The organism is Arcicella sp. BE140, from assembly GCF_031456255.1.
GTDB lineage: Bacteria > Bacteroidota > Bacteroidia > Cytophagales > Spirosomataceae > Arcicella > Arcicella aquatica.
Map to the genome: position 1 here is coordinate 152,014 of NZ_JAVDUE010000002.1, position 22,881 is coordinate 174,894.

Consider the following 22,881-nt stretch of genomic DNA (forward strand, 5'->3'; position numbering starts at 1 on the left):
GCTTATCCCCTAAGGTTAGCCAACTTGTATTCTTCAAGAATGGTGATTTCACTACCATTTACTTCAATAAGTTTATCAGATTTAAAGTCGCTCAGTGTTCTGATAAGCGATTCTGTAGCAGTACCCACTACCGACGCTAGGTCGTCTCTGGAAATTCGGATTGAAAATCTATCTTGCTGTTCAGTTTTATATTTTCTAGACAGCATGACTAATGCATCAGCAGTACGCTTTCGCAAAGAATTATATGCCATTTGAGTTAAGTGCTTTTCTTTCTCGTGGATATCATTAGCCAACATTTTAATGAATTTGTTAGCAACAGACTGGTTTCTGGTGATTAATTCTAAGAAATCATTTTTAGGAATACCGATAATTTCACAATCTTCAAGGGCTTCTGCTGATTCTTGGTATTCACTACTTTCTATGATGGCGATATGACCGAAAAAATCACCCGAATTGTATAAGCCAGTTACAAACTCTTTCCCATCACGATTAGACTGGTATGTCTTTATTTTGCCTGACTTTAAAAAGTAAAATTTAATAGGCTCATCGCCTTCTGTATAGATGATTTGCTTCTTTTTAATATTCGATATTTTTCTGTCTTTAGAAAGAGAATTAATATCAACATATTCACGTGCTTGCTGATAAAGCTCTTCTATTTCCGATGCTGTATTTTTAAAAGACTTCGTAAGGTTGTCTATTTTCTTTAACCTACTTTCTACAGCATTCAAAAGCTCGATTTCCTGAAAAGGTTTTGTTAGATAATCGTCAGCACCCATTTCCATGCCTTTTCGATGATCCGAGCGTTCAGCTTTGGCAGTTAAAAAAATAAAGGGAATATTTTGCAGGTCTGGATTTTGACTAAAAATGTGCAATACGCCATATCCATCTAAAATAGGCATCATAATATCGCAAATTACTAAATCTGGCTTCACTTTCTGGGCAAGCTCAACCCCAGTTTTCCCATTTTCAGCTGTATGAACATTATAACTAGCAAGTTCTAATATCTCAGCAGTGGTTTCTCTGATGTCATCACTATCTTCGATAAGTAGGATTGTTTTCATATGTTTTAATAATTAAGAATTTTTTAATAATGGGTGGGTTAAAATTATAAATCAAACTTAATACTAAAAGTTGTTCCGCGATTAAGTTTGCTTTCTACAAATACTTGTCCACCAAGCAACTCCGTATATCGTGCTACAATGTGTAAACCCAAACCAGTTCCTTGGATATTTGTTACGTTGGCACCTCTGAAAAAGCGGTCGAATAAATGTTTTTGATCTTCCTCGGAAATACCAATGCCTTGATCGGATACTTTAAGGATAAGCATTTTTTCAAGTTTTTCAGTAGATATACTTATCGTTGAATTTTCATTTGAAAACTTCACGGCATTAGAGCCTAAATTAATAATGATTTTCCTGAACAGCGATTTATCCAAACACACAGTAGTATCACCAATATGCTGATAATCTATCTGCTGGTTTTTCTTGAGCATATTTTTCAGATCGCGAAGGCTTTCATCAACTAGTGCTGGCAATTCAAAATTAGCCAATTTCGCATTTACTTTTCCTTCTTCTAGTTTGCCAACAGAAAGGAATTCTTCTAGTATATCCGTCAAATTGCCAACAGCATTCATTATTCGCTGTGTATGGCGTTCTCTTTTGTCTTGTTCTTCCGTTTTAACATATTTCTCAATTAATGAAGCCGCCGAAAGGATGGCTGTAAGAGGTGTTCTAAATTCATGCGACGCCATCGAAACAAACCTTGATTTTAGCTCACCCAATTCTTTTTCTTTGTTAAGGGCAACTTCAAGCTCTTTTTTAGATTGTTCTAAGTTCTTCAACGTTTCAACCAAAGCGTTCGTGCGATTTACTACTTCTTTTTCAAGACTATTATTCAGTTTTTGTATTTCAGTAGTTTTTATTAATAAATCGGTCTCGGCTTTCTTCTTGAACGTTGCATCATTAATAAAAGAAATATAATAAGGTTTGCCACCAGATTTAAAATGACTTAAACTAATCTCTACGGGGAAAAGTGTACCATCTTTCTTACGAGCTTTTAAGTCAAGCCCAATACCCATAGGTCTTGACTGTGGCTTGTGTGTATAGTTTTCGTATGTTTCCCGATGCTTCTCTCTAATATTATGAGGAATCAATACTTCTAGTAATTGTCCTTCTAATTCACCCGTTTCATAGCCAAATATTACATTGGCAAAACGGTTTGATAAAATAATCTTGCCTTCACGGTCAACCATTATTAGCCCAATAGCAGCATGCATGAATAATGCTTCAAAACGGTTGTTATCGTCCTCTAATTGTTGTTCAGCATTTTTTTGATAGGTAGTATCATTGATTCTGACCAAGTAATACTCATGGCCTTCACTTTCAAATAATGAAATTTGAAGAGTTCCCCAAAACTGAAGCTTGCTTGATGTTTCAAAGAGCGTTTCTTCAATCCTTGTTTGCTTAGTTTTTAATTGGTGATATATTTCGTTATAATTTTCTAGGTTCAGTTTGTCTTTTCTAAACCCTTCTGGATACTTCAGGGTAAATTCTTCTATGTCTGTAGCTTCAAACATATTTAAACCTACTTTATTAATGAATGCATACCGATGGGTAGTGATATCGTAGATACCCATAAAGGTTGGTGTATCTTCTAGAATTGATTTTAAAAGTAGGTTGTTGATAGGGAAGTCCATAATTATATATATTATTAATGATAAAGGTACAAATTAGACAGCTATATACCCAAGAAACTTGATATATGTCAGTTACCAATATGATTCTAATGATAGTTAAAACCCTAAAAGTTAAAGAAATTTATGATATAAATATTTAATAATCAAATTGATGAAATATGAATAATATAAAAACTAACATTTATGATACCCAAGTATTTAAATATGGGGTTTATCATAAAGAAAATATCAAATGGTTACAGAATTTAGCCTTTTATCGGGAAGAATTAGCATACTTTTATACCCTGATTGACGAAGTCAAATCAAAAAATACTTTATTAGAAGTATTAAATCAAGTTTTTGTTTTTGAAACAAGATGGCAAAACTTACATAAAGAATCTGATGAATTAGTACACTTAATCAATCAGGAGCAATGGGGTTTTGAAGACGATGCACTGGGTAGAGAATTTTTATTAGGAGAAGAGATTTATGACCAACATTATACACTTCGCGAACGTTATCAAGTTTTTGAGAAAGAGTTTATTCATACCAAAAATGATTTTTATAAGTGTTTATCAAAAATCCTTTAATCCCAAATAGTTATGAAATTTGAAGTATGTCACCATGAAAACAATAAATGGATAGAATCATTGGCATTTTTTGCTGATGAAGTGAAGTACTTCCAAACGCTTCTTGAAGAGGTTAAAAGTAAAAATACTGAGGAGGAATTAGTAAAAGAAGTAGGGAACCTCCATGAACGATTCCGACATATTAATGAAGTAAGTGAAAATTTACTAATTGGTATCAAAACTCAGGAAAAGTCTTTTGTAGATTATGCACAAAATAGGCGTTTTCTATTTGACGAACAAATGGAGCTAATTCATGAACGCCAAAGATCGGCATTCGAAATGCTTGAAAAAGACTTCAATTTTACTAAGCATCATCTGTATCAATTTCTCAGCAAAGTGCTATAACTAAATGCTGTTTTTAATTAAATTTTGCTAGGAGCTTACTTCTTATTGGTAAGCTCCTATTTGTTTTTAATAGGCAATCCATAAAGCTTTATCAATGATGTTTTTTAAAATGTATACTATTTATTGATATTAATGAAGTATATTTAGAAACTATTCATGCAGGACGCCCCAGTTGGATGAAATAAATCCAGGGTTTTTTATAAAATTCAAAAAAATAAGGATAAAGTTATGTTTTTGAATTCTTCCACTAAATCATCATTCTATTAAAAAGCAAGCAGATGAAAATAAACTAATATTTTCATCTTGTCGAATATGTATTTATATTTATTGAAAAAAAACAAAATAATAAAAATAAAATTATATTTTTGGTTTTTTGTAAGTATGGTACATCACAGGAACATATGTTTTTCAAATCCTTATTATTCTAATTAAATTAAATATTAAAACTAAATCATATATTTTTAAACTAATGAAAAAGCTCTTCTACTTTTTGCTGACATTTGGCATAACCACCCATGTAATTGCTCAATCATCCCCGTCTCAGACGCCACCGATTTTAACGGAACATATTTATGGAAAAAACTCTATAGGTATTCAGTTCGGAACAATGGGGTTTGGCGCTGAAGTTGCTCAAGCACTTAAACGAGACAATTCTGTAAACCTTAGAGTTGGCTTTAGCTACTTAGATGTAAGTATGTTTGTAACCCCACCTATAACGGTTTCGCTAGGAGATGGTGCTTCTGACCTTGATATTTCTCCGAAAGTTAAATCGCTTCAAATAGATGCACTTATTGATTTTCATCCGTTTAAGAGAAAATCATTTAAGTTGGTAGGAGGTTTAGCTTATGGTACTGGAGATTCAGAGGTGATGGCAGAACCAACTGTCAAAACAGGTAAGTTTAAATTTGCATCAGATTTTGAAATAGATGCACAGGATTTTGGGAAAGCAAATTTGAAAGTTACAGGCAATAAAATCCGTCCTTATTTAGGAATAGGTTTTGGACGTGCAATTCCTAAAAGTAGGGTAGGTTTTGGTTTTGAGATGGGTGCTTATTATTCTGGTTCGCCTAAGTTAACGCTAGACCGTTCTGGTGTGGTTGAAACATTGGTTACGGATGCTAATATTTTAAGTATTGAGAACAACGTGAAGAACTACGCATTTATTCCTAAATTATCTTTTACTGTTAGAATTAAACTATAATAGTACTGTACTTAACTCAAATGACATCACACAATGAAAAAATATATTACTTACGCACTACTTCTTTTTGCTTGCATCGCTATAAGCTATTCCTGTACTCCACCTTTAGAAGGTGTAAAATTCAAATTTCCTGACGCTGTAGTAAGCACTAGTATTATCGTTCAATATTCGCAGGCGAATGATAACTTAGGGGAATTACCAAGCACCATAGATGTGCATATTGCGGGAAGTGACTCTGCAAAAATTGTAGATAGCTTTAACAAAAAAGTGTTTAAACCTAAGAATGGTATCATGATTCTGGCATTAAAACCCGGAACTACCGCCAGCACTACGGCACCAGTTAAATTTACGATTGTAACAGCCGTAGATGGATATTTAAAAGAGATAACTCCTGTAGAAATTACAAGTAATACTGACCAAAAGGTAATTGTTAAGCTTACTAAAATTGCTACGCCACCGACGGGTACTACTGTAATTCAAAAAGAAGAGGATGCTGATAATACAGGGAAAACTACGAAAGCTATTCAGATAACTACACCAGCATTAGCAGGTAGTAGTCATTCCGCTACATTAACCGTTGGCGCTGGAGTAACTTTGAAAGATGGAGCGGGCGTTCCGGTAGGAGGTAAACTGAATGTTGTACTCGTACAGATAGATCCACAAAAGGCTAGTGTAATTGTTAATAAGCAACAAAGTGGGATGAAAGTTGTGGATAAAAACGATAATGTAATTCCAAACTTTAGTATTAATCCTATTTCGGCAGTAAGTGCTGTGATTTCTAATGAAAATAGTCAGAAGGTAAAAACTTTTTCATCACCGATTGAAATCAAATTTCAGTTTGGAGTAGGTACTAAAAACTCAGCAGGACAAGATATTAAAGAAGGAGATGTATTAAACTTTGCTAGTTATGATGCAGATGCCAAAACACTTAAATATGAAGGTACTGCTACTGTGAAGAAAAATGGAAGTGTTTTAGAATTTGTGGCTTCGGTAAACCATTTGACTGAATTTTATTGCGGAGATCTATTATCTGAATGTTCAAACCTTAAACTGAATGTATTAAATGATCCATTGTATACGGGAGAGACCGTTAAAACGACTGTAGTAGATAACAGTGGAAGAATTTTATTTAATGAATCGCATGGCTTAGGGATAACCTTGAATTGTAAACTTTTTGTACAAGGTCAAATAGGAGGTAATACCCCAACATCTTCTAACTTAACTATTACTACTACAAGTATTACAGGCAAAGTATTATTTACTAAATCTTTGAATGTAAGTTGTACCAATGTAAATGCTGTGACAAATGTTGATGTTACGTTAGTAAGTCCTATCAACTATGTAAAAATAACGATTACTCCTAAGTGTGATAATGGTTATCCATTCAAGATAGGGGATGTTCAAGCGGCGGCAGACTTAAAAGATGGAAAAGGATATACAAGTATAGGTACATTGAAGGCAACGGCTGATAATAAACTGGTAGCTCAATCAACTTTATTAGTCAGAGGAGAAAAGTATAATTTTATGTTTAACCTTGGTGGTATCTGGTATTATCAGAACGATTTGTGGATTGATAATTCTGCGGAATTGAACTCTACCTTTAGCTTACCATCGTTTTTATGTAAGTAAGTAAAAAGTAAGCTATTAACAAAAAGGCTTCCGAATTCGGAAGCCTTTTTCATATATCCACCCTAAAACTAATGTAATAATTCTTCTAAATGTACAACTTTACCTATTTTTGAATTACACTCTTTATAATATTCCTTTTCCCAATCGCTTAAATTTTCGATGGTTTTATCCGCAATATTGGTTAAAGCTTCATTCGTTAAAAATGCCTGATGTCCTGTAATCAGTACATTCTCTAATTGCATTAATGTCAATAAAAGCTGATCTTTTTTCTCTTGAGGTTGATGGTTTTTAAAAAATATACCTCTTTCATTTTCGTAAACATCTAAGCCTAAATATCCAATTTTGCCAGATATTAAGGCCTTAAGAATATCTTTAGTATTAACAATTCCACCTCTACTTGTATTAATCAACATTACTCCGTTTTTCATTTTATTAATACTTTCTTGGTTAATCAAGTATTTAGTCTGTGCTGTAAAAGGCACATGCAAAGTGATAATATCAGCCTCCGCATAAAGAGTGTCTAATGTAACATACGTAAAATGTAATGTTTCAGCCTTTTTGGAATCTTGAACAACATCATAAACTAATACTTTACAACCAAAACCATGTAGAATCTTTGCGACAATCGAACCGATTTCTCCTAAGCCAATAATACCTACCGTTTTGCCGTGCATATCGAAGCCAATTAATGGAGCTAAATCAAATTGATATTGATGAGCATTGGCATTTGCTAATATCAATTTTCTATTCAATGCCAGCATCATACCAATAGTATGTTCTGCTATTGAATAAGGCGAGTAGGCAGGAACATTGCCAACTTTAATATCCATTTGTTTAGCTGCTACAAGGTCGATGTGGTCTGTTCCTACTGACCTTGTAGCAATATATTTAACACCATTCTCTCGAAGAAGCGCTAAGACTTCCGCCGATGCATCATCATTAGTGAACACTGAAATTGCCTCATAGCCAGCAGATAAAATGGCGGTTTCAACTGCTAAACTCTGAGTACTTAAACTAACTTCATGTGTATTGAGATTCGCATTTAAAAGGTATGGTTTTTCGAACTCTTTGACGCTATAAAAAAAAGTCTTCATGGATTTAGGTTTAATGGAGTGATAATTTTGCTATTGCTTAAAGTATTGAAAAACAGATAAATAATTAGTCATTCTCCGTTTTTGTTATGTCAAAATTACACCCTTGTTTACCCCTAAACTATGATATTTGTTAGTAGAATTATTGATTGAAGACAGTAAAATCAATTAATGAATTCCCATGCACTTTGGTAGGCATTTAGGCTTTCAGTATATTCTATAAAATCTGAATAAAAAGGAAACTGAGCCAACGTGGCACTATCGCCAATAATTACTAATTTTTTTCTAGCACGGGTCATCGCTACATTCATCCTGCGAATGTCTGATAAAAAGCCAATAACTCCTTCTGTGTTGCTCCTCGTCATGCTGATATAGACAATGTCACGCTCTTGTCCTTGGAAACTATCAATGGTATTCACGGATATTTTATCCGTAAATATTTGCAACGCAGGCGTATGGAGCAATTGCTCATTTAATAACTTTATTTGCTGTTTATAAGGGGAAATAACTGCAACAGTCGGGAAATCTTCTGGTTTGTATTCCAATGCCAATTCGTCACTAAAAAGGCTAAGATGTTTTATCAATAACATTGCTTCTTCAGGATTAGTGGAACTTGTACCTTCTATTTTTTCTTCAAACCCACAGCCCGCAGTATCAATGAATAGTAAAGGAGTATTATCACTCTTGAGGGTACGTTTAGCCACCGAAGCATGAGCCCTTAGTCTGTTGTGATAAAATACTTTAGAAGAATAGCCCATAATCTGCTCATTCATACGATATTGCTCGGCCAATAAAGTAACTGCTTCGGGATGTAAAGCAATACATTTTTCTAATAAGGTATTGTTTAGTCCATCTTTGGCCGCCTCACTTGATTTGATAGTAGGCGGTAACTGACAGTGGTCACCCGCCAATACTACTTTCTGTGCTTTTAGAATAGGAATCCAACAGGCAGGTTCAAGGGCTTGACCAGCTTCATCAATAATTACGGTATCGAATTTTAGATTTCTAACTGTGTAGTGAGTAGCCCCCACCAAAGTAGCGGTAATGATTTGTGCTTTGCCTACGATGTCATCAATGATGTACTGTTCGTTATTACCGACTTCTTTCATGATTTTATGGGCTTCATCAAAAAGTAGTTTGCGTTGGTCTCTTTCAGATTTGCCGAAACTACGCTTGTACTTATGTGCCATATTTTTGTATTCCTGAGCCTGTTTTTTAAGTTTTTTAGCATCACGAAGCATCGTATGGTCAGCCATTTTGCTATCAAGCGTAAGGGCCAATTGCTTTTCATTTACTTTAGCTGGATTTCCAACACGCAATACATTTAGCCCTTCTTCATGCAATTTTTCGCTGAGTAAATCTACAGCGGTATTGCTTGGTGCTACTACTAGAATTTTTTGATTATCTCGTTGGATAAGGGCTTTAATCGCTTGAATCAGCGTAGTGGTTTTACCCGTACCCGGAGGGCCGTGAATAATGGCTAGTTCGTTCGCAGCTAATATTTTATTGACAGCCTCATTTTGCCAAGTATTTAAACTAGGAACAGAAACTGTTTTAATGTCTGTTTGAAAAGTAGGGGTTTTTTCTCCGATAAGTACTTTTACCAAATTTGTATTAGCTTGTTCGCTGAGGGCAGCGGCTTGCTTAAGAGCAGCCTGCATTTCATCAAAACTATTGTCATCAAACAAGACATCAATGCCTAGTTTGCCATCTCGGCTCCAGTCAGGTAGTTCATCTGTTTTGAGGGTGATTTTTAAATGATTGGCATTTTGATGGGTAATTGTACCTTCTATTCTATCTGCTTGAGGATCATGATTACTAAAAAGCACCGCAGGCATGCCAAACCTGAATTGATGAGAAAGGTCATGATGAGTAGTACGTTCAATTTCAACCGTTAAATAGTCTCCACGGCCAATTTCAGAACCTCTTATAGCAATCGGATACCACGTTAGTCCGTTTGCTCTGCGTTCGCTTACGGATGATTTTTCGGTAAGTTGTATATACTGATTTAGGCTTTCGTCGCGCTCAGTTTTTAGTAAGTTGAGTAGTTTTTTAAAATAATCCATATACAAAGGTAATGGATTATTGACTTTCATAAAGAAATCTGTTTAAATGAAGGCTATGTAAGCTTTTCTTGATAAAGCTTTCGGGTATAAAAATAAAGGATAGACAATAATGAAAGAAGAACGATGACTTGCTCCCATCATGGCGGTGTTGATAAGTGGCTATAAAATATTTAAAAACAAAAGCGACTCTTTCCCCTGAAAAAGTCGCTTTGCAAGCCGTCAATAGTATTTGATTTAAACCAGTGCTAATACAGGAATATCAGAATGATTGACTACATCTTCCGTAATACTACCAGCAAATAATAAGCTCAAGCCTTTTCTGCCGTTAGTTGTTAATACAACCATGTCAGTTTTCATATCTTTGGCACAAGCTACAATTCCTTTGGCAATGTTATAGTAGTTGTAAATCAAGAAATCGATTTCTTTAATGCCTAACTCTTCCCCGAGTTTAAACATCTTTTCGGTAGTAGTATGACTATCTTCAAAACCATCTGGCGTGTTAATGAACACAAACGTTAATTTAGCTTTAGTAGCTTGTAGTTTATGAATAAAACTGGCTGTAATTTTAGTCTCAAAGTCTACCGCTACCATAATGCGTTTCATCTTGAATTTCTTCTCAGTTTGCTTTACGATTAACACTGGGCAATGCGAATTTCTGATAACAGATTCAGCGTTTGAATGACTTAATAAATCTTTCCAGCCATCAGCGCCCGTCGAACCCATCACAATTAAATCTACATCCGATTGTTGAGTAATGGCATCTTCAATGGGTAAGTAACTATCTGCTAAAATAGGAGTAATAGTTACGCCATCGTAAATAGGTGCGTCTGCAATTTCGTGTAATTTCTTAGTTGCATCTTCTACCTCATATTTATATAAATCCAAATCTAAATTTGGCAACATTGTTACTGGAAATGGATCAGCACTTACCATATAATGTAAAGGCTGGGCATGGAAAAGTAAAATTTCCGCTTTTGATTGTTGTGCAATCTCAACCGCTGCATCTAATGCAAGTAGGGAAAGGTTTGAAAAGTCGGTTGGAACAAGTATTTTTTTCATGACTGTATTTGTTTAAATCAGGCTTGATTTAGCGAAGCCGTATATAATATTAACGAGCACGAAAGCAGATAAGTATGAATATTTTTTGTTAATTATTTATTTTTCCGTGACAATCTGTAATTTTTTGGCTAAGGGGTACTTTTTCAAATTTTGGACTAATATAAGGAATTCCTAGGTTCAATCCTCGAACAATAAAAAAAGACGCTAATACAAAAGAATATACTGGTAAATATTTATTAATCTTTTGTCGAGCAGTTAAACTTAAAAACTTAGGTAGAATACTAACTGAAAACATTAGTGGGGAAGTTCCCAAACCAAAAAAAGCCATAAATATAGCTCCTTCAATGGGCGATGTGGTAACTGTAGCACCAGCCAATGCTAGGTATACAGTTCCACACGGCAAAAGTCCATTTAGCATTCCTAAAAATGCGAAATTAATTAGTGAATGGGTATTTATTAACGAACCGAAACTTCTTTTTATCAAAGAAGGTATTTTTTGAAAAGGATAGAACGTAATTAATTTGTTGGGAATCATAAAAATGAGCATCAACAAACCAATTGAAATAGATAACTGTTGCTGAAAGCCTGCTACAAAAATTTGTCCTCCGAAATATCCAAAAATATAGCCTAGTATTCCGTAAGTAACCGTTCGCCCAAGGTTATAAAATATTCTTGAAAGGGTAGCTTGAATATAAGAAAGCTTTCCGACGGGTAAGGCTAAAGCAATAGGACCACACATACCAACACAATGAAAACTGCCAGCCAGACCCGTCATAAAAGCTATGGAAAAAAGAACATTCATTATATCAATTCAAGCTTGAACGGATTGTAAATCCGTATCTATAAAAAAATGGTTAAAGCATAATCTTTACTTTTACTCAACGAACAACAAATTCATCTTCTAGGTAATATTCTCTGATTCCGTCTGTCCAAGTAGCCTGTACTTTCCATTTGCCTTTTTCTAACTTTTCGGTGGAATAATTGAAAACAGGTTCTTTTTTAACAGGTACTGTAAAGTCTAAACGTTTGTCAGAAGGCCTGAAGAAAGTGATAGCTCCATTATTTACATTTGTTGGAAATGCAATCCTTAATGTTTGATTATCAGATGAATAAGTCATGATATTAACAGCATTGAAATTGGATGAATTCTTCCTTTTATTAATTTGTTCTTGATAGTTTATTTCGTTTTTATAGTAATCTTTATTTACTAAATCTACCTTGGCAGTTGACATTCTATAGGCCATGGTGCCAATAAAGCTAGCAAAAAGTATAAAACATAAAATGATTGATTTTCCCCAGTTCATATTGGTTATTTTTATGATTCAAAGCTATAGTATTAAACAATAAAAAGATATGAGTTTTGTTAGTCTTTTGTATGAAAAGAGTTATTTTTTGGATTTTGGGGCGCTATACTTGAGGATTGTGGACTTTAGGACGCTAGACTTGAAGACATTAGACGCCGGATTTTAGATGCTAAATTTTAAGTATTAGACATTTTATGTTTAGAACATAGTAGCTACAAACTCTTATACCTAAATTTTATCTATCTTAATTATCCCTAAATCCAAAAGTCTAGCGTCTAATGTCTTCAAGTCTAGCGTCCTAAAGTCCACAATCCTAAAGTCCATAATCCTAAAGTCTTCAAGTCTAACATCCTCAAGTCCTAAAGTCTAAAAATCCTAAAGTCCCCTAAAGAATCGGACCGAGGAATTTTGTTTTTACATGATCAATTACTTTGCCCTCTGAAATTATCTCGATGTCCACTTTTACACTTCCATCAGTGAGAGATTTAGTCGGAATTTCTATGAAAAACGATGATTCTGCTAATTCCCCTGGCTGAACTACCAAAGCTTTTCCAATCATTTTAATCTGTGCATTTTGCTGATTTATCCTAAATTGTACGGGCATAGTTTTATAACTTTTATTCAATACCTGTACGTTATAAAGATTTGAAACCGTCCCGTTTTTATTTTCCTGATAAGTAAGCCCTTGTGCCCTTAGGATAGTGGTTTCAATAATGTTTCTGGTCATTAATAAATAACCCAGAATGCTTAATAAAGCCACCAATATAAAAGAGTAAGAAGCAATTCTGGCATTGAATGTTAGTTTTGTTTTTTGCTCGATACCCTCCTGAGAAGCATAGCGAATCAATCCGCGCGGTTCGCTGATTTTATCCATTACCTCATCGCAGGCGTCAATACAAGCAGTACAACCTATGCATTCTAATTGCGTGCCATTGCGAATGTCGATACCTGTTGGGCAAACTTGTACGCATATTTTACAATCTATACAAGAGCCATGTGCTACAGGAGCTACCTTTTTTTCTTCAACAGTTTGTTTTTTTCCACGAGGTTCACCCCTGATGAAATCATACGCAACAACAATCGACTTTTTATCAAGCATAACACCCTGCAAGCGTCCATACGGGCAAACTACAATACAGACCAATTCGCGAAAACGAGCAAATACAAAATAAAAAACAGCCGTAAAAATAATGATAGCGAAAAGCCCTGCGAGGTGGTCGAGTGGATTATCAAGGATGATTGTAAATAACGCTCTTTTACCAATAATATAGGCCAAAAAAGTATTGGCAATCAAGAAAGAAAGCAATACAAAAATACTGTGTTTAAGGGTCTTCTTCCAGATTTTTTCGGTCGTCCAAGTTTCGGCATCCAATCTTCTTTGGGCATTATGGTCGCCCTCTATTAATACCTCCACTTTTCTAAAGAGCATTTCCATAAAAATAGTTTGAGGACAAGCCCACCCGCACCAAATTCTACCAAAAATAACTGTAAAGAGAATGACGAATACAATAAAAGTAAGTAAACCAATGGCTACTAAATGGAAATCTTGTGGGAAAAAAGTTACTCCCCAAAAGATGAATTTTCTTTCAATAACATTAAACATAAACACAGGGTGACCATCTACTTCAATAAGAGGAAGACCGAAAAGTAGACCTAATAATAACCATGAAAAGTAGGTTCGAAGTTTATAAAAATTTCCGATGACAATACGAGGATAAATCCAGATACGCTTACCAGTTTCTGTAACATTCGAGAGGTGGTCGCGGTAATTGCTTGTATCAATTTTTGCCTGTTTCATATTTGTTGTAGATAATAATCGTATCACGATTTTATCTGTTTAATGTTAGAAAGCAAATCCCCTAAGTGTGTTTTACGCTTAGGGGATCGTATCAATTTTACTTTAATGAACACTTGTGGTTTTGTTAGCTGTTGAATCTACCGAAGCTTCAGATGGGTCATATTTTTCTCCCTGAGGTTCTTTCGGATTCGGTGGATTAGTACCTTTCAATGAAACGATATAACTAAGTACCTCCTGTACTTGAATAGGGTTTAGTGATTTTTTCCATGAAATCATCCCTTTTTCGGGTACACCTTCGGTAATGGTATGAAATATATTTTTTGCAGAGCCACCATGTAGCCAAAATTCGTCAGTAAGGTTTGGTCCAACTTTCCCTTCAGCCTTTTCTCCGTGACAAGCCACACAGTTTTGGGTATAAATTTTAGCCCCATTTGCCAAAGACTTAGGGTCTCCTAAAGCTTTTACATTGTCTTCATTAACAGCATTGGCAAATTTCTTCATGTATTCCTCACGAGCTTTCTCCGCAATCGTTACCTCCTCTGTATATTCAGTGACCATAATTTTACCATTACCAATGATATGGAAACCTATTAAATAGACAACTCCGAATATGATAGTAGCATAGAAAAGGTACATAAACCATGGAGGAGTAGGGTTGTCCAACTCGGCAATGTCATCATACTTATGCTCCATTTCCAAGTCTTTTTCCATTGACAAAGGCTTCAAACTGGCTAATTTTTGCCAGAAAGTACGATTTTGCATGGCTTGCTCATAAGCCTCATCAATTTGCAGAGTAGGCTTCAAAAAAGCATTCACTTTTTGCTGTAATCCGTAGGCAAGGAAACAAATAATGATACAGACAATGATTAAAATGCCCAATAACGAGACCATGAGGAGGTCTTCGCCAGTTTTGATACCACCGAAAAAGTACTCTTTTTGGGGAGTATCGGCTGCAAATATTTGATGCGAGCCTAATAAAAATGAGAATATATATATCTTTTTCATCGCTTAATTGTTTTCCTCTAGGGGTAAGTGACTCATATATTGAAGGTGTTTTTTATCAATAATGAACAGATATACTCCGACCATTAAAAAAAACACAAAAAATATCAGAAGAGAAGTAATCATAGGAACATCCGCTCCTTGAACTTTATTTAGCAATTGTCTGAACATCTTTTTAGTTGTTTAAAAAAAGAACCTCACCCTCTGCCCCCTCCTCGTTAAGAGGAGGGAAAGACACGCAGAGAGAATAATTGGTGTATTTCTTGATTATCAGATACTTGAATGATAATAACGGGAAGGGGGTTTTATTTCTCTCCTTTTTTAATATCAGTACCTATCCTTTGCAGATAAGCAATCAATGCGATGATTTCCTTGTCTGGAGTAACTTTAATACCCTCTTTGGCTAAGTTATCTGCAATACCTTTTGCCTGAATTTTAAGGTCTTCATCAGCATGCTCGATAGCGTATTCATCATAAGGCACGCCTAAAGTCTTCATGGCTTTTAGTTTGTCTTTGGTGTTTGAGCTATTCAGCGTTTGCGTTAACAACCACTCATAATTTGGCATAATAGAGCCGGGCGACATAGAGCTTGGTTCACGCATGTGGTGATAGTGCCAAGAATCTGGGTACTTTCCACCCTCGCGATGTAAATCTGGCCCTGTTCTTTTAGAACCCCACAAAAATGGGTGGTCGTACACAAATTCGCCTGCTTTAGAATATTCACCATATCTTTCAGTTTCTGAACGGAAAGGACGAATCATCTGACTATGACAAGAAACACAACCCTCCCGAATGTATAAATCTCTACCTTGTAGTTCTAAAGGTGTATAAGGCATTACCGAAGCGATGGTTGGCACATTAGATTTTACCATTAAAGTAGGCATCAGCTCAATTAAAGACCCTATCGCTACCACTACTAAAGCACCTACTAACAAAGGCATTGGTTTGCGTTCGAGCCATCTATGCCAGTAAGTATCGGTTCCTTGTGCTACAAATACTTTTTCAAGTGCAGGCGCCTGAGCAGCTTCGTTGGCTACTAATTTACCAACAAGCATCGTTTTGAAGATGTTGTAAGCACCAATTAAAGCACCAGATAAGTAGAAAACACCACCCAAAGCACGCATCATATACATTGGAATAATCTGTAGCGTAGTTTCCAAGAAGTTGGCATATTTTAAATTACCTTCTGCTGTAAATTCTTTCCACATCATACCTTGAGTAAAACCAGCGATATACATTGGCACAGCCCAGAACAAAATTCCTAAAGTACCTAACCAGAAGTGAGCGTTCATCAATTTTTTAGAGAACATCTGGTTTCCATAAATCTTAGGAATCATATAATACATGATGGCGAATGAAAGGAAGCCATTCCACCCCAACGCTCCTACGTGTACGTGTGCAGGAATCCAGTCGGTATAGTGAGCAATAGCATTGATGTTTTTCAACGAAAGCATCGGCCCTTCAAAAGTAGCCATACCGTAGGCCGTAATACCTACTACCATCATTTTTAATCGAGGGTCTTCTCGTACACTATCCCAAGCACCACGTAGCGTAAGCAAACCGTTAATCATACCACCCCAAGATGGAGCAATCAGCATGATAGAGAAAACAGTTCCTAATGATTGTGCCCAGTCGGGTAAGCTTGTATAAAGTAAGTGGTGTGGTCCTGCCCAGATATATAAGAAAATCAATGACCAAAAGTGAAGAATTGATAATTTATAAGAATATACAGGACGGTTAGCCATTTTAGGAAGGAAATAATACATCAAACCTAAAAATGGTGTGGTTAGGAAGAATGCTACGGCATTGTGTCCGTACCACCATTGTACCAAAGCATCTTGTACACCTGCGTAAATTGAATAGCTTTTTGTCCATGAAATAGGAATAGCCAACGAGTTAACTATATGCAATAGGGCAATTGTAACGAAGGTAGCTATATAAAACCAGATGGCTACGTATAAGTGACGTTCACGGCGTTTTAGAATAGTACCAAACATATTGATACCAAATACTACCCAAATCAAGGCAATGGCTATATCGATAGGCCATTCTAATTCAGCATATTCTTTAGAGGTAGTCATCCCTAAAGGAAGCGTAATGGCAGCCGCTAGAATAATTAATTGCCAACCCCAAAAGTGAATCTTCGACAGTAAGTCGCTAAACAAACGGGCTTTACAAAGACGTTGTAAAGAATAATAAATTCCTGCAAAAATAGCATTTCCTACAAAGGCAAAAATTACAGCATTAGTGTGTAATGCACGAATACGGCCAAAAGTAAAGTATTGCGTAATGTTGGCAGAAGGCATAAAGAGTTGAGTGGCAATAAGTACTCCGACTAGCAAGCCCACTATAGCAAAAATAATAGAGGCAAGTGCAAAATTTCGGACGATTTTATTATCGTACTCAAAATGTTCTACATTGGTATTGATCGCTGACATAATATTATTTATTTCTGGTTAATTAGCTCAAAGTCAATTTCTTTAAGGGCTTTGCAACGTTTACAGTCTTTGTCGCAGGTACATTTTTTCTGTTCTTGACTGTTTTGATTTTGTATGTTGTTTTTCATGGTGGGAAGGGTTTTAGTCTTTGTCTTCAAATAAAATCCGCATAGCGGGTGTATGTAAATCATCATTTTGTCCTTTAGACATCGACCAGAAGAAAGCCCCCAGAAAACCTAAGGCCATCAATAAACTTATACCAATCATAAAGAAGATAACTTGCATTTTTTGAAGATTTTAGCATTATTTATGCCTCAAAATTCGCCTAAAAGACTTGCTTTGCCCATGAGATAAGTCAGAGCCTACACAAGGATTTATCAGTAACTAAACTGATAAAAATCATAAGACTTGGTAAGGACTTAAAGCTAATTTTGAGCTAAGTAATCAATATAATTTAAACGACGTTATCATCTATCGTAAACAAATGATAACTTTTAGGCAAGCACAGTCAATCACTAATCTCTGTTTACTAATCACTACTTATGAATACATTAATTAGTAAATACAATGTGCCCGGCCCACGCTATACAAGCTACCCGACGGTACCTTTCTGGCAGGATGATAGTTTTGGAGAAAATGCATGGGTGTCTTCTTTAAATAATACTTTTGAAACTACCAATACCGCTACGGGCATTAGTCTATACATTCATCTTCCCTATTGTGAAAGTCTTTGTACTTTTTGTGGATGTAATAAGCGCATTACTAAAAATCATCAGGTAGAAAAACCTTATATAGAGGCCGTTTTGAAAGAATGGCAATTATATTTAAATCATTTTTCTGAAAAACCGAACATTACAGAAATTCATTTGGGTGGCGGAACGCCGAGTTTCTTTGCTCCAGAAAAGCTAGATTTATTAATAAATGGTATTATAAAACATGCTACTATTAATTCAGCTTATGAATTTAGTTTTGAAGGCCATCCCAATAATACTTCATACCAACACTTAAAAACATTATATGATTTAGGCTTTAAAAGAGTAAGCTTTGGGGTACAAGATTATGACCCTGTCGTTCAAAAAGCTATTCATAGAATACAACCATTCGAAAATGTAAAGCAAGTGACAGAATGGAGTAGAGCCATCGGTTATGAGTCTATTAGTCACGATTTAGTCTTTGGCTTACCCTTTCAGCAGGTATCTTCTATTGAGGACACTATTGCTAAAACGATTGAGTTGCAACCCGACCGCTTGGCTTTTTATTCTTATGCGCATGTGCCTTGGATAAAAGGAAGTGGTCAGCGAGGTTTTAAAGACGAAGATTTACCTTCGGCTGAACAAAAACGCAAGCTTTATGAAACAGGTAGGATGCTTTTTGAAGAAAACGGGTATGCTGAAATAGGGATGGATCATTTTGCGTTACCGCACGATGCTATGTATAAAGCCATGCAACAGGGGACTTTAAACAGAAACTTTATGGGATATACTACTACCCAAACAAAAGTATTGTTAGGTTTAGGAGTATCATCCATTAGTGATTCTTGGAACGCTTTTTCGCAAAATGTAAAGGATATTGACGAATACCAAGACATGATAGCGAATAATAAACTGCCGATTTTGAAAGGACATATTCTGACAGAGGAGGATTTAACCGTTCGTCAACAGATACTTGATATTATGTGTCAGTTTGCTACTTCGTGGACAGATGATGAATTTAGTTTTGAAGAAAAACAAGCACTGTTTGAAAAGCTAGAAGGCTTTAAGCAGGACAGACTATTGACTTATGATGCCAATTCGTTAAAAGTAAACCCAGCAGGGCGACCTTTTATTCGTAATATATGTATGGCTTTTGATAAAAGGATGTTGCAAGAAAATACCGAAAGAAAACTATTTTCGCAGACTGTTTAGGATTTTATAAAGCTTATTCCAATCTGAATAATTCTACAGGGTTGGAATAAGCTTTATAGAACAATCATCAAGGAACAATATTGATAATTACTCTTTTATACCTTGTTAGAGCGGGTGTTCCTTTGTCTTTTACAGCTAAAATAAAGTGAACACTTTCTGCTGAATTGACCAATGGAGCTGTTACTGGTAATCTTTTCAAATTGGCAGCATAGGGTTTATGGCTTACCAACCCTTTATAAGTGCCTGCTTCTGGATACTGAAACCAAAGAAAACTGACAGAATCACCATCAGGGTCAGTAGTTGGAGAGGCATCTAAATAAAATAATTGCCCAGCTTTAACTGTGATTTCTTCAGCGTGTTTAAGCTTAGGAATAGGTGGGTGATTCGCCCCTTTATAATCTTTGGTACACCAAAGCATTCTGGCAGCGAAGTCATTTTGAAAAGCTTCTCTCCATCTCCATATTGTTTCTTTATTACCGACATAGGTCTTTTTGTCGATAATAGAAACAATCGAATCTTTAGCATTTGTCCATATTGGTCGAGTTTCAGGTTCATCTTTTGGCCAATTTGCTCTTTTAAACATCCCCGTGTTTGAATCTTCAAACTCAGGCAGATATAGTTCATATCGGCCACCCCAACCTCCAAAATTAGGTTTCTCGGGGGTGTTCAATCCATTATTGATTAATGATAAAAAAGATGGCGTGTCGCCTTCCATGCCATAAGCAACATCAGGATAGGTAGTTCCTAAAGCTCCGTGTCCTTGCTGAATGTTTTTAGCCAGCCAATCGCTACTTACTACTTCTGTATTAGAACCCGGTAAACCAAAAGCAATGCCCAACCAAGTAGCTTTTGAATAATTATACCCTGGCGTTACGATGTAAAAAATACTTGGGAAGTTTTTCCGAATCCAAGGCCCTGAGTCATCTTGATCTGAAATCGTGTACACCCTTATTTTATCGTAAAGTATTTGTGCCTCTTTGCTATTTTTGGTTTTTCGTATTTTCCAAAGAGCCTGTGCCAAGCAGTTAGTGCCACCCCAAACAGGAATCCAAACAGGACGGCTATCTTTTTGTTCAAGGGTCTTAATGATTAAATCTGAACCTTCAGAATCCTTTCCTTCGCCCACACCTTCCATACCATACAAGGCGAGATGTTTCTTTACTTTTGCCTTGAGCACGGTTGCGGTAGGATAGCCTTGCTCATGTTTTAATAAATTTGCTTGAATTTTTCCATAGGCATCTAAAGTGGCATGAATACTTTCAGGGGCTACCATGTCTTTTTGATGAATAGAAGTAGTAGCAATAAAACCTTCAATATCCCACTGATTGGCGTAAGTCAAAAATCTTACTAAAGACTGCGAATCATCAGGGTCAGCTTCAATATCGGTCAGCACTAATACACGTAATTTTTGGAATGTTTGGCAAAAGGTTGTGAAAGTGCACAAAAAAAATAAAAGCAAGAGTAAGCATTTTTTCATGTTATTTAGTTTTTAAGAGATTGTTTTTTGCCATAGTAGTAAGGCAAGTTGATACATAGTTGTTTGCCAATAAACTAAAAAGCTTAGGTAAATATACAAAGAGGTATGGCTTTTGTTAGAGAATGTCTGGTACAGAATTTTATTCATATTATTATAATACTTCTGATATGACTAAATTCAGTTAAAAGGTTGATATTCATTAGTTGAAAAAATTAAAAAAAAATACAAATTTGTATTAAACCAATTTACAAACCATGAAAAACATCCTTGTTGCAACCGACTTCTCGGAGAACTCACACAAAACGCTAGAATATGCTATCTTAATAGCAAAAGCTTATGATGCTAAAATCTATTTAGTACATACCTATTTGCCTTATTATGTAGAACCAGGTATCTATGCAGACTCTTTATTGATGATGGAATCTTTAAATGAGCAGACTAAAAGTATGTATGCCAAATTCGTTCCTTTTGAAAAAGAGATAGAGGCAGCTGGTATAGCATACGAAACCGTGTTAGAATTAAATGATGTAACTTCTGGTATTTTTGATGTAATTGAAAAACATGAAATAGACTTATTGGTAATAGGAAGAACGGGTTCAGGAGGCTTTTTGAATAAGTTGATAGGAAGCAATGCGGCTCATATTATCGCCAAGTCTTCTATTCCTGTTCTGGCAATTCCCCAGAATGTAGAAAATGTAGCCATTAAGCAAGTATTATATGCTACCCAATTAGAGTTTGATGAAAGTGACATATTAGCACAAGTGTTTGCTATTACCAGTCAATTGAAGGCTAAAGTAAATCTTGTAAAAGTAGAAGCTTCATTTGAACCTGATATTCAGTCAGATCAACAATTTATTGACCAGATTAAAGGTACTTTTATTAAAGAAGATTTTGAAATAAGCAAAGTGAAGGACGAACATGTAACCGATGGAATTTTGAAAGCAGCTAAGGCACAAGGTGCAGATTTGATTGTTCTAGCGGCTCATCATCGTAATTTTCTCAGCCAAATTATAGACCCAAGCAAGTCTAAACAAGTAATCATTCGTTCACCATTACCAGTACTTACGTTTCAGTTTAAAGAAGAACTGTAAATTTTATATTTAGGCGGTGACCTAAGTCACCGCCTAAATATAAATGCTAATCCAAAAAGCCTTTAATGTGGGCTCGCATTTTATCTCCCTCACACGAAGTAGCCATGTGTCCGCAATTACCCGTTAGTTCTACGATGGGTGCTTTTAATAATTTCCCAAAACGAATGGCTGCTTGTGGATTTACCATGTGGTCTTGGGTAGCAACTACTATCATCACCTTTGCCTTTACCTTTGTGGCAATTTCTTCTGGCTTTTTCCCTTGAAAAATATCATGATTAATCATTGCCTTTAATTGTATCGCCCAATCATAAGGATTTAGCTTCAATGCATCCTCCTCAATCTTTTTGATATAATTGGCATAATCGTCCGACTGTGTATTTTCTTCTCTGGAACTAGGCGTCCATAAGTTTAATTGATGTAAGGCATTGACAGTCTTCATCGTCTCATTAGCATATTGACCTCTCTCAATAATGTTCAACTGTAGATTCCAATACAATTTATCATAAGAACTTTGCTTTGGACTACCAATAATAGGTACAATTTTATCAACAAAATCAGGATAACTAACCATCCATTGGAAAGACTGCATTCCACCCATTGAAATACCTGTTACTGCATATAAATGATTGATTTTTAACGATTCTTTCACCAATTTGTATTCAGTATTCACCATATCTCGAATACTGATTGTTGGAAAAAGTTTATCTTTCTGGCTAACGCTATTAGAAGGAGAGGAGGAAACGCCATTTCCGAGGGCATCTACAACGATGACAAAGTATTTAGTGCTGTCGGCAATATCACTTGGATTGGCGACAAAAGATTTTTGTTGGCTCGTACCCGTAAACCAAGTAGGCACTAATATCGCATTCGATTTATCCCCATTTAATTTTCCGAAAGTGCGATAGCCAATTTTACAGTCTTTCAGAATCTGTCCATTCTCTAAAGGATAATTGCCAATCTGATAAAATTTTTGTTGGGCAAAAGTCGATTCAACTAAGCATAATAATAGTACGATAATAAAAAGTTTTTTCATGTAAATAAGGTTTTGTTTTAATATTTGGTAAATATACAAACTTCATAAAAACTGATGTCTATCTTGAAAATATAAGCTACAAGAAAATGATTATTACCTACAAACCCGACTTTCACTTTCAGATTTTTGTTTTACTTTTA

19 protein-coding genes are annotated in these 22,881 nt (G+C 35.5%); 6 read left to right on the forward strand and 13 right to left on the reverse strand.

Going from position 1 to position 22,881, the window contains the following annotated elements; all coding sequences use genetic code 11:
- Positions 1 to 2: 2 nt before the first annotated feature.
- Together J2Y60_RS04000 and J2Y60_RS04005 are read right to left on the reverse strand one after the other, a co-directional pair.
- Positions 3 to 1,061 (reverse strand): response regulator, encoded by a 1,059-nt coding sequence (locus tag J2Y60_RS04000; protein WP_309913604.1) that lies wholly within the window; start codon positions 1,059 to 1,061, stop codon positions 3 to 5.
- Between the two features lie 44 nt (positions 1,062 to 1,105).
- Complete coding sequence (locus J2Y60_RS04005) at positions 1,106 to 2,695, reverse strand: ATP-binding protein (protein WP_309913607.1); 1,590 nt, start codon at positions 2,693 to 2,695, stop codon at positions 1,106 to 1,108.
- Positions 2,696 to 2,853: 158 nt separating this feature from the next.
- On the opposite strand from J2Y60_RS04005, the gene J2Y60_RS04010 reads away from it, so the two are divergent.
- The 4 genes from J2Y60_RS04010 (at position 2,854) to J2Y60_RS04025 (ending at position 6,478) form a co-directional block, all read left to right on the forward strand.
- Positions 2,854 to 3,264 (forward strand): hypothetical protein, encoded by a 411-nt coding sequence (locus tag J2Y60_RS04010; protein WP_309913610.1) that lies wholly within the window; start codon positions 2,854 to 2,856, stop codon positions 3,262 to 3,264.
- Positions 3,265 to 3,276: 12 nt separating this feature from the next.
- A complete protein-coding gene (locus J2Y60_RS04015) occupies positions 3,277 to 3,648 on the forward strand; it encodes a hypothetical protein (protein ID WP_309913613.1) in 372 nt (123 codons plus the stop codon).
- Positions 3,649 to 4,117: 469 nt separating this feature from the next.
- Entirely contained in the window at positions 4,118 to 4,849 is a 732-nt protein-coding gene (locus J2Y60_RS04020) for a hypothetical protein (protein WP_309913616.1), read from the forward strand.
- A 33-nt stretch (positions 4,850 to 4,882) separates the two neighbouring features.
- Positions 4,883 to 6,478, forward strand: coding sequence for a hypothetical protein (locus J2Y60_RS04025; RefSeq protein ID WP_309913620.1), 1,596 nt, complete (start codon positions 4,883 to 4,885; stop codon positions 6,476 to 6,478).
- Positions 6,479 to 6,546: 68 nt separating this feature from the next.
- Here J2Y60_RS04025 and J2Y60_RS04030 read toward each other — a convergent pair whose 3' ends face one another.
- The 9 genes from J2Y60_RS04030 to ccoS form a co-directional block, all read right to left on the reverse strand.
- The gene (locus tag J2Y60_RS04030) at positions 6,547 to 7,572 is read right to left on the reverse strand and encodes a 2-hydroxyacid dehydrogenase (RefSeq protein ID WP_309913623.1); all 1,026 of its coding nucleotides are present in this window, start codon (positions 7,570 to 7,572) and stop codon (positions 6,547 to 6,549) included.
- A gap of 161 nt (positions 7,573 to 7,733) precedes the next feature.
- Positions 7,734 to 9,635, reverse strand: coding sequence for an AAA domain-containing protein (locus J2Y60_RS04035; RefSeq protein ID WP_309914675.1), 1,902 nt, complete (start codon positions 9,633 to 9,635; stop codon positions 7,734 to 7,736).
- Positions 9,636 to 9,869: 234 nt separating this feature from the next.
- The gene (locus J2Y60_RS04040) at positions 9,870 to 10,694 is read right to left on the reverse strand and encodes a universal stress protein (protein ID WP_309913626.1); all 825 of its coding nucleotides are present in this window, start codon (positions 10,692 to 10,694) and stop codon (positions 9,870 to 9,872) included.
- Positions 10,695 to 10,782: 88 nt separating this feature from the next.
- Positions 10,783 to 11,496: a sulfite exporter TauE/SafE family protein gene (locus tag J2Y60_RS04045; RefSeq protein ID WP_309913628.1), complete on the reverse strand. Its 714-nt coding sequence runs from the start codon at positions 11,494 to 11,496 to the stop codon at positions 10,783 to 10,785.
- Positions 11,497 to 11,572: 76 nt separating this feature from the next.
- A complete protein-coding gene (locus tag J2Y60_RS04050) occupies positions 11,573 to 11,998 on the reverse strand; it encodes a FixH family protein (RefSeq protein ID WP_309913632.1) in 426 nt (141 codons plus the stop codon).
- Between the two features lie 385 nt (positions 11,999 to 12,383).
- Positions 12,384 to 13,796 (reverse strand): cytochrome c oxidase accessory protein CcoG, encoded by a 1,413-nt coding sequence (ccoG, locus tag J2Y60_RS04055; RefSeq protein WP_309913635.1) that lies wholly within the window; start codon positions 13,794 to 13,796, stop codon positions 12,384 to 12,386.
- 102 nt (positions 13,797 to 13,898) lie between these two features.
- Entirely contained in the window at positions 13,899 to 14,801 is a 903-nt protein-coding gene (locus J2Y60_RS04060) for a cbb3-type cytochrome c oxidase N-terminal domain-containing protein (RefSeq protein ID WP_309913638.1), read from the reverse strand.
- A 302-nt stretch (positions 14,802 to 15,103) separates the two neighbouring features.
- A complete protein-coding gene (gene ccoN / locus J2Y60_RS04065) occupies positions 15,104 to 17,236 on the reverse strand; it encodes a cytochrome-c oxidase, cbb3-type subunit I (protein ID WP_309913642.1) in 2,133 nt (710 codons plus the stop codon).
- Between the two features lie 141 nt (positions 17,237 to 17,377).
- The gene (ccoS, locus tag J2Y60_RS04070) at positions 17,378 to 17,521 is read right to left on the reverse strand and encodes a cbb3-type cytochrome oxidase assembly protein CcoS (protein WP_309913645.1); all 144 of its coding nucleotides are present in this window, start codon (positions 17,519 to 17,521) and stop codon (positions 17,378 to 17,380) included.
- Between the two features lie 257 nt (positions 17,522 to 17,778).
- Here ccoS and hemN point away from each other — a divergent pair, with 257 nt between their 5' ends.
- Entirely contained in the window at positions 17,779 to 19,140 is a 1,362-nt protein-coding gene (hemN, locus tag J2Y60_RS04075; protein WP_309913648.1) for an oxygen-independent coproporphyrinogen III oxidase, read from the forward strand.
- Positions 19,141 to 19,207: 67 nt separating this feature from the next.
- Here hemN and J2Y60_RS04080 read toward each other — a convergent pair whose 3' ends face one another.
- The gene (locus tag J2Y60_RS04080; protein WP_309913651.1) at positions 19,208 to 20,617 is read right to left on the reverse strand and encodes a nucleoside hydrolase-like domain-containing protein; all 1,410 of its coding nucleotides are present in this window, start codon (positions 20,615 to 20,617) and stop codon (positions 19,208 to 19,210) included.
- A 254-nt stretch (positions 20,618 to 20,871) separates the two neighbouring features.
- Between J2Y60_RS04080 and J2Y60_RS04085 the strand changes: the two genes are divergently transcribed.
- Complete coding sequence (locus J2Y60_RS04085) at positions 20,872 to 21,708, forward strand: universal stress protein (RefSeq protein WP_309913653.1); 837 nt, start codon at positions 20,872 to 20,874, stop codon at positions 21,706 to 21,708.
- A gap of 46 nt (positions 21,709 to 21,754) precedes the next feature.
- Here J2Y60_RS04085 and J2Y60_RS04090 read toward each other — a convergent pair whose 3' ends face one another.
- Positions 21,755 to 22,741 (reverse strand): alpha/beta hydrolase, encoded by a 987-nt coding sequence (locus tag J2Y60_RS04090; protein WP_309913657.1) that lies wholly within the window; start codon positions 22,739 to 22,741, stop codon positions 21,755 to 21,757.
- Between the last annotated feature and the right edge of the window lie 140 nt (positions 22,742 to 22,881).